General features: G+C 71.9%; 7 protein-coding genes. 6 read left to right on the top strand and 1 reads right to left on the bottom strand.

Annotated features, from left to right (window positions below; translation table 11 throughout):
- Positions 1–148: 148 nt before the first annotated feature.
- Positions 149–838, bottom strand: coding sequence for a DUF461 domain-containing protein (locus ACFXA3_RS28135; protein ID WP_385191259.1), 690 nt, complete (start codon positions 836–838; stop codon positions 149–151).
- Positions 839–1,463: 625 nt separating this feature from the next.
- On the opposite strand from ACFXA3_RS28135, the gene ACFXA3_RS28130 reads away from it, so the two are divergent.
- The 6 genes from ACFXA3_RS28130 to ACFXA3_RS28105 all read left to right on the top strand — a co-directional run bounded on the left by ACFXA3_RS28130 (position 1,464) and on the right by ACFXA3_RS28105 (position 7,762).
- Positions 1,464–1,946, top strand: a complete 483-nt coding sequence (locus ACFXA3_RS28130; protein WP_003953493.1) for a CarD family transcriptional regulator — start codon at positions 1,464–1,466, stop codon at positions 1,944–1,946.
- Positions 1,947–2,189: 243 nt separating this feature from the next.
- Entirely contained in the window at positions 2,190–2,936 is a 747-nt protein-coding gene (gene ispD, locus ACFXA3_RS28125; RefSeq protein ID WP_385191257.1) for a 2-C-methyl-D-erythritol 4-phosphate cytidylyltransferase, read from the top strand.
- The gene (gene ispF, locus ACFXA3_RS28120) at positions 2,926–3,474 is read left to right on the top strand and encodes a 2-C-methyl-D-erythritol 2,4-cyclodiphosphate synthase (RefSeq protein ID WP_385191256.1); all 549 of its coding nucleotides are present in this window, start codon (positions 2,926–2,928) and stop codon (positions 3,472–3,474) included. Before ispD ends, ispF begins: the two co-directional genes overlap by 11 nt.
- 91 nt (positions 3,475–3,565) lie before the next feature.
- Positions 3,566–4,966, top strand: coding sequence for a cysteine--tRNA ligase (gene cysS / locus ACFXA3_RS28115; RefSeq protein WP_385191254.1), 1,401 nt, complete (start codon positions 3,566–3,568; stop codon positions 4,964–4,966).
- Positions 4,967–5,061: 95 nt separating this feature from the next.
- Positions 5,062–6,033, top strand: a complete 972-nt coding sequence (gene rlmB / locus ACFXA3_RS28110; protein ID WP_376204655.1) for a 23S rRNA (guanosine(2251)-2'-O)-methyltransferase RlmB — start codon at positions 5,062–5,064, stop codon at positions 6,031–6,033.
- A 145-nt stretch (positions 6,034–6,178) separates the two neighbouring features.
- A complete protein-coding gene (locus ACFXA3_RS28105; RefSeq protein WP_385191252.1) occupies positions 6,179–7,762 on the top strand; it encodes a DoxX family protein in 1,584 nt (527 codons plus the stop codon).
- The last annotated feature ends 35 nt before the right edge of the window (positions 7,763–7,797 follow it).

Here is a 7,797-nt window from a genome sequence, read left to right as displayed (position 1 = left end):
AAACACGTCCGCGCCGTCGCCCGCGGCGCCCGGCCCCGCGACCCGGCGGGGGGGGGGCGCGGCGGGGCCCGCGCGGGGGCGGGCATGTGCGCAGGGCCCCCCGCCCGCGGGCGCGGCGGGGGGCCCTTTCGTACGTGTGCTGCCGGGATCAGTGGCCGGCGCTGTGCGACGGGGAACCCGACGGGCTGCCCGAAGGCGCGCCCGCCGCGCCGGACGCGGCGCCCGAGGGGCTGCCCGACGGGCCAGCGGCCGGGGAGCCGGACGGGCTGCCCGACGGCGCGCCCGAGGGGCTGCCGGACGGGGTGGCGCCGGGCGCGGCGACCGGGGCCTCGGTCGGGCCGAAGCCCGCGTACATGCCGGTGTTCGGGACGACGAACGCCGCGATCTCCACGTCACCCGCGTTGCTCAGCTGGAAGACGACCGGCTGCGCGTTGCCGTTCTGCACGCCCTCGCCGCCCTCGATCACGGCGGAGGCGTTGCCCTTGCCGCCCAGGACGACGGAGCCGCCGGCGGGCACGGTCACCTTGCCCGCACCCTCGGCGGGCTTCAGCACGACCTTGGCCTTGCCACCCGGGAGGGTGATCGCGTCAAGCGTCTGCGGCTTGGTGCCGCTGTTGAAGACCGTCGCGGAGACGGCGGCGGAGCCCTTCTTGTCCTTCTCGCCCTGGGTGATCACCAGCGCGTTCTGGATCTTGATGTCGCCCTTGGTGACGGCGGCGTTGTCCGGCTTGATCTGGAGCGTCTCCGCGTCCTTGCCTGCACCGCAAGCGGCCAGCGAGGCGATCGAGAACACGATGGCGGTGGCGGCGAGGGCGCCGCGTCGAAGGCTGCGGCTCACGGCGGCGGCATCTCCTTGGACGTACGGAACGGAAGGGTGGGCAGTCCCAGGGCGACCGAGGTAAAGCCGCCCTAAGGGTGTGTCAGCGGGCTTAGGTTACCGAGCCGCCGCCCCGCCCCCGCACCCGACCCTCCGCAGCGCACGGGCGGCCCCGCACCGCCTCCACGATCTTGCATTCCGCCCGCGCTCGCCGGGGTCCTTCCGTGCGCCACTTCCCGCCGCGTTCATCCGCCGATCATGTGCCGCCCGCATATCGTTCGCCGCACCCCCGGTGATCAATTCCGGGATTCCTTCGAACGGTCCCCGGTGATCAATTCCGGATTGGGCCGGAACCGCTCCGTACGGATGCCCGCCAGTCGAACGGAGTAGTTCGGTTTCCCGGCTTCGAAACCGGCAAAACGGGACGTACGTCACACTGGCGGGGTCGTCGCCCAGGTGTAACGTGGCCGTTTCGCCCGGTCCGCACAACACCTCCGACCTGCGAATACCCCCCTCCGGAAGGCCTCCGCAGCACGTTCCTGTCGCTGTTGTCAAGCCCCGAGATGTGCCCTGACCTGCGAAAACGCCATTCATAACAGTCAGTTCTCGTGTTACCCTGGATAGCCACGGAAGGGGTACCTGTCACATGACGTTCAAGGTTGGCGACACCGTGGTCTATCCCCATCACGGGGCCGCGCTGATCGAGGCCATCGAAACTCGCCAGATCAAAGGCGTGGACAAGACCTACTTGGTGCTCAAGGTCGCCCAGGGCGACCTGACGGTTCGTGTGCCTGCGGACAATGCGGAGTTCGTCGGCGTTCGCGACGTAGTCGGCCAGGACGGGCTGGACCGGGTCTTCGAGGTGCTTCGTGCACCGTATGCCGAAGAGCCGACGAACTGGTCCCGGCGCTACAAGGCAAATCTGGAGAAGCTCGCTTCTGGCGATGTCATCAAGGTCGCCGAAGTGGTGCGTGACCTGTGGCGTCGTGAGCGTGAGCGCGGGCTTTCCGCGGGTGAGAAGCGCATGCTCGCGAAGGCGCGCCAGATCCTGGTGAGCGAGCTCGCGCTCGCTGAAAACACCAACGAGGACAAGGCCGAGGCCCTCCTCGACGAGGTTCTCGCGTCCTGACGCGAAACACCGTCTACACAGTTGTGCCGCGGTGCCCGATGACGAGCCCTCTCCTCCACGAGAGGGCTGTTGCCGGGCGCTGCGGCATGTCTGTACCCACACCTCTTGCACGTATCCACCCGCATGCCGGGTCCGGACAGCCTGCTCGACCGGTCGTCACGGAAGGGGCGAGGGCGTCGCACCCGGCACCCTTCAGGCCATACCCATGTCGGCCGAAGTCACAAACCTGGCTCGGAGCTACTGATGTCTGACGAATCGCGGGCCCACCGCACCGCCGCGGTGATCCCGGCCGCCGGCCGCGGCGTACGCCTCGGCCCCGGCGCCCCCAAGGCCCTGCGGGCCCTCGGCGGCACCCCCATGCTCGTCCACGCCGTCCGCGCGATGGCCCGCTCCCGGGCCGTCGCCCTCGTGGTCGTCGTCGCGCCGTCCGACGGCGCCCCCGAAGTGCGCCGGCTCCTCGACGAGCACGCCCTGCCCGACCGCACCGAGATCCTGGTCGTCCCCGGCGGCGACACCCGCCAGGAGTCCGTCCGCGCCGGCCTCGCCGCGCTCCCCGCGGACATCACCTCCGTCCTCGTCCACGACGCCGCCCGCCCGCTCGTCCCCGTGGACACCGTCGACTCCGTCGTCGAGGCCGTACGCGCCGGCTCGCCCGCCGTCGTGCCCGCCCTGCCGCTCGCCGACACCGTCAAGGAAGTCGAGCCCGCCGGGCCCGGCGAACCCGAACCGGTCGTCGCCACCCCCGAGCGCGCCCGGCTGCGCGCCGTCCAGACCCCGCAGGGCTTCGACCGCGCCACCCTCGCCCGCGCGCACGAGACCATCGCCGTCAACGGCGAGGGCGCCACCGACGACGCCGCAATGGTGGAACGGCTCGGCGTCACCGTCATGGTGGTCCCCGGCCACGAAGAGGCCTTCAAGGTCACCCGCCCGCTCGACCTGGTCCTCGCCGAGGCCGTACTCGCCCGCAGGAGGGCCACCGATGCGTACTAGCCCCGCAGGTCCCGAAGAGTCCGCCGGCACGTCCGCCGGGCCGTCCGCGGGGCCCGTCATCCCGCTCGTCGGCATCGGCACCGACGTCCACGCCTTCGAGACCGGCCGCGAGCTGTGGTGCGCCGGCCTGCTCTGGGAAGGAGAGGACGGCCTCGCCGGCCACTCCGACGGCGACGTCGCCGCCCACGCCGCCTGCGACGCCCTGTTCTCCGCGGCGGGAGTCGGCGACCTCGGCGCACACTTCGGCACCTCCCGCCCCGAATGGTCCGGCGCCGCCGGCGTCACCCTCCTGGCCGAGGCCGCCCGCATCGTCCGCGCCGAGGGCTTCGAGATCGGCAACATCGCCATCCAGGTCATCGGCGTCCGCCCGAAGATCGGCAAGCGGCGCGACGAGGCGCAGAAGACCCTGGCCGCCGCCGCCGGCGCCCCCGTCTCCGTCTCCGGCACCACCACCGACGGCCTCGGCCTCACCGGCCGCGCCGAAGGCCTCGCCGCCATCGCCACCGCCCTGGTGTACCGCTCGAATCCGGCGGCCTGAGCGCACCCGAACGCACTGCTTCGGCAACAAAGCGCCCCCGCGCCCCGAAAGGGTCGCGGGGCACTGCCGCACGCCCACTACCCTTGATGCCGTGACTATTCGCCTGTACGACACCAGCGCCCGGCAGATCCGCGACTTCACCCCGCTCGTGCCGGGCTGCGTCACGATCTACCTCTGTGGCGCCACCGTGCAGGCGGCCCCGCACATCGGGCACGTCCGCTCCTACCTGAACTTCGACATCATGCGGCGCTGGTTCGCGTACCGCGGCCTCGACGTCACCTTCATCCGCAACGTCACCGACATCGACGACAAGATCATCTCGAAGGCCGAGACCCAGGGCCGCCCCTGGTGGTCCATCGGCTACGAGAACGAGCGCGCCTTCAACGACGGCTACAACGCGCTGGGCTGCCTCCCGCCCACGTACGAGCCGCGCGCCACCGGCCACGTGCCCGAGATGATCGAGATGATGCGCGGGCTCATCGAGCGCGGCCACGCCTACGAGGCCGACGGCAGCGTCTACTTCGACGTGCGCTCGTTCCCCGGCTACCTGGAGCTGTCCAACCAGGACATCGACGACCTGCGCCAGCCCGCCGAGGCGGGCATCACCGGCAAGCGCGACCCCCGCGACTTCGCCATGTGGAAGGCCACCAAGCCCGGCGAACCCGACTGGGAGACCCCCTGGGGCCGCGGCCGCCCCGGCTGGCACCTCGAATGCTCCGCCATGGCGCACAAGTACCTCGGCAGCGCCTTCGACATCCACGGCGGCGGCCTCGACCTGATCTTCCCGCACCACGAGAACGAGATCGCCCAGGCCAAGGCCTACGGCGACGACTTCGCGCAGTACTGGGTCCACAACGCCTGGGTCACCATGTCCGGCGAGAAGATGTCCAAGTCCCTCGGCAACTCGGTGCTCGTCTCCGAAATGGTCAAGGCCTGGCGCCCCATCGTCCTGCGCTACTACCTCGGCACCCCGCACTACCGCTCGATGATCGAGTACAGCGAGGAGTCGCTGCGCGAGGCCGAGTCCGCGTTCGCCCGCATCGAGGGCTTCTACCAGCGCGTCATCGAGAAGGCCGGCAAGACCGTCGACCCGGCCCCCGAGGTCCCGCCCGCCTTCGCCGAGGCCATGGACGACGACCTGGGCGTCCCCCAGGCCCTCGCGATCGTCCACACCACCGTCCGCCAGGGCAACAGCGCCCTCGCCGCCGATGACAAGGACGCCGCGATCGCCCGGCTGTCCGAGGTGCGTGCCATGCTCGGCATCCTCGGCCTCGACCCCCTCGACCCGCACTGGGCCGAGGAGACCGACCGCGGCGAGGACCTCCACGGCGCCGTCGACACCCTCGTACGCCTCGTCCTGGACCAGCGCGAATCCGCCCGGGCCCGCAAGGACTGGGCCACCGCCGACGCCATCCGCGACCAGCTCCAGCAGTCCGGTCTCGTCATCGAGGACAGCCCGACCGGTCCCCGCTGGACCCTCGGACCCCGCTGAGCCACGGGCGGCCGGCTTTGGTGGCCGCCCGGCGCTCCGGGCGGCACACTCTTCATACGTACATATCGCAGCACCAACGAAAACAGGTAGAGGTCATGGCCGGGAACAGCCAGCGCAGGAACCGCCGCACGTCCAACAAGAAGGGCGCGACGATCGGCAGCGGTGGCCAGCGGCGCAAGGGCCTCGAGGGCAAGGGACCCACGCCCAAGGCCGAAGACCGCAAGAAGCACAAGGCGAACCGCATCGCCAACGCCATGGCCCGCCAGGCCGCCAAGCGCCGCCCCGCCCCCCGCCGCGGCGGCCCCAAGGGCACCAGCGAGATGGTCGTCGGCCGCAACCCGGTCTTCGAGGCGCTGCGCGACGGCGTCCCCGCCACCACCCTCTACGTCCAGCAGTTCATCGACAACGACGAGCGCGTCCGCGAGGCCCTCAAGCTCGCCGGCGAGCGCGGCAACATCAACCTGATGGAAGCCCCGCGCCCCGAACTCGACCGGATGACCAACGGGCTCAACCACCAGGGCCTGGTCCTCCAGGTCCCGCCGTACGAGTACGCCCACCCGGAGGACCTCACCGACGCCGCCCACGACAACGGCGAGGACCCCCTCATCGTCGCCCTCGACGGCGTCACCGACCCCCGCAACCTCGGCGCGATCGTCCGCTCCGTCTCCGCCTTCGGCGGCCACGGCGTCGTCATCCCCGAGCGCCGCGCCGCCGGCATGACCGCCGGCGCCTGGAAGACCTCCGCCGGCACCGCCGCCCGCACCCCGGTCTCCCGCGTCACCAACCTGACCCGCGCCCTCCAGGAGTACAAGAAGGCCGGCATCGCCATCGTCGGCCTCGCCGCCGAGGGCACCCACGAGGTCCAGGACCTGGAGGCACTGGCCGGCCCGGTCGTCATCGTCGTCGGCTCCGAGGGCAAGGGCCTCGGCCGCCTCGTCGGCGAGAACTGCGACTACCTCGTCCGCATCCCGATGCCCGGCGGCGCCGAGTCCCTCAACGCCGGCGTCGCCGCCGGCGTCGTGCTCTACGAGGCCGCCCGCCGCCGCGCCACGACGCCCCGCACCTGACCCCGCCGCTGATCCACTTGGCTCACGGAAAGTGACCCGTGAGCGTGCCACCCCGCCCGTTTCGGGCGGGGTGGCTTGATCTTGACGGGTCTCGGACACATCCCTGCTGTCAAGGCAGTGTCCTAAACACTGATCACTCGGTTAGATGAGTGTGGACACCAGAACGTCAGGGTTCGACGACCAGCCCGCGCTGAGCATGGTCAAGGTGCCGTGCGACCCCGCACAGGTCATCGTCAACCACGCCAGCTTCCGCGTGCGGCTCGCACCGAGCCCGAGCGCGCGTTCCAAGCCCGCGAACGCCCCCGGCCGCGTGCCCGTCCTCGGCGGCGCCGTGGTCGCCGCAGCCGGCGCCGGCCGCCGCAGGGCCCCCGTCGTCTGGAGCGGCAAATCCGCCCCCGGCGACACCGCAGCCATGGGCGGACTCCTCCAAGCCGTACGCGAACACGGTCGCGGCCACACCGGGTACGGCGGCTACGACGACGGCGACGCCGGCGCCACCCAGACCATCCCCCGCGTCGACCTCGCCCACGACCTCGCCGAAGACACCCTCGCCACCCCCACCGTCATCGGCCAGCGCACCTACGGCGACCCGGACGGAACCCGCCCGCTCACCCCCGTACGCGACCTCCCGTACGACCACCCCTACGCCGGCGGCCCCGGCACCCACCACGGCACACCCCCCGCCGACACCCGCCGCACCCCGAACGACACCCGCGGACAGGCCTCGTACTACCCCGGCCGCCGCATGAACCTCGGCGTCGTCCTCCTCCCGCTGCGCGTCTTCCTCGGCTTCATCTGCATCTACGCCGGCATGGGCAAACTCTGCGACCCCGTCTACTTCGACGGCGGCGAACGCGGCTCCATGGTCACCTGGCTCCGCACCCTCCACCCCTGGGCACTCGCCGAACCCCTGCGCGACTTCGCCCTCGCCCACCCCGTCGGAGCCGGACTCAGCGTCGCCTTCCTCCAGGTCATCGTCGGCGTACTGACCGTCCTCGGCCTCTGGCAGCGCTTCGCCGCCTGCATCGGCGCCCTGCTCTCCGCCGCCCTGCTGATGACCGTCAGCTGGAAGACCGTCCCCGCCTACGACGCCCCCGACATCATCTACCTCGCCGCCTGGAGCCCGCTGATCATCGCCGGCGCCCCCGTCTACTCCCTCGACGGCCGCCTCGCCGGCGAAGCCTGGCGCACCCTCGGACCCCGCTCCGAGATCTGGTGCCTGCGCCGACGCGTCCTGCGCCGCGGAACCATCATGGCCACCATCGTCTGCGGACTCACCCTCCTCATCGGCTCCCTCCTCGGCAGCGCCGTCCGCTCCACCACCGTCGTCACCGTGCCCGGACCCGGCCAGGCCCCCAGCAACTACCTGCCCGGCTCCCCGCTCCCGCAGCCCCCCGCCAAGCAGCAGCAACCGCAGCAGCGCCAGTCCACCGCCCCCCAGCCCTCCAAGCCCGCCGAACCCAGCGCCAGCGCCTCCGCGCCCACCGCCAAGACCGGACGCGGCACCACCGGCTCCACCACCAAGGAAACCGCCGGCACCGGCTCCCAGTCACCCACCGCCACCCGCGGCTCCGGCACCGGCACGAGCCAGCGCTCGGGCAGCACCCCCAAGCAGTCCACCCCCAAGCCGCCGTCCTCCGGCTCCGGCAGCACGGGCGGCAGCGGCAGCAGCGGCGGCGGCGACGCCCCGTCCAAGAAGCCCGGACTCGTCGGCGGCCTCCTCGGCTGACCACGCCACCGCACACGGAAGGGGCCCTGTCTCTT

The organism is Streptomyces sp. NPDC059456 (genome assembly GCF_042750055.1).
GTDB lineage: Bacteria > Actinomycetota > Actinomycetes > Streptomycetales > Streptomycetaceae > Streptomyces.
Note: the sequence above shows the minus strand (reverse complement) of the source record. Positions and strands in the feature narration are given on the sequence as shown.

What these genes read in the sequence shown, in the direction of transcription:
- ACFXA3_RS28130 (WP_003953493.1), top strand. Translation starts at nt 1,464, where the DNA reads ATGACGTTCAAGGTTGGCGACACCGTGGTCTATCCCCATCACGGGGCC.
- ispD (WP_385191257.1), top strand. Translation starts at nt 2,190, where the DNA reads ATGTCTGACGAATCGCGGGCCCACCGCACCGCCGCGGTGATCCCGGCC.
- ispF (WP_385191256.1), top strand. Translation starts at nt 2,926, where the DNA reads ATGCGTACTAGCCCCGCAGGTCCCGAAGAGTCCGCCGGCACGTCCGCC.
- rlmB (WP_376204655.1), top strand. Translation starts at nt 5,062, where the DNA reads ATGGCCGGGAACAGCCAGCGCAGGAACCGCCGCACGTCCAACAAGAAG.
- ACFXA3_RS28105 (WP_385191252.1), top strand. Translation starts at nt 6,179, where the DNA reads ATGAGTGTGGACACCAGAACGTCAGGGTTCGACGACCAGCCCGCGCTG.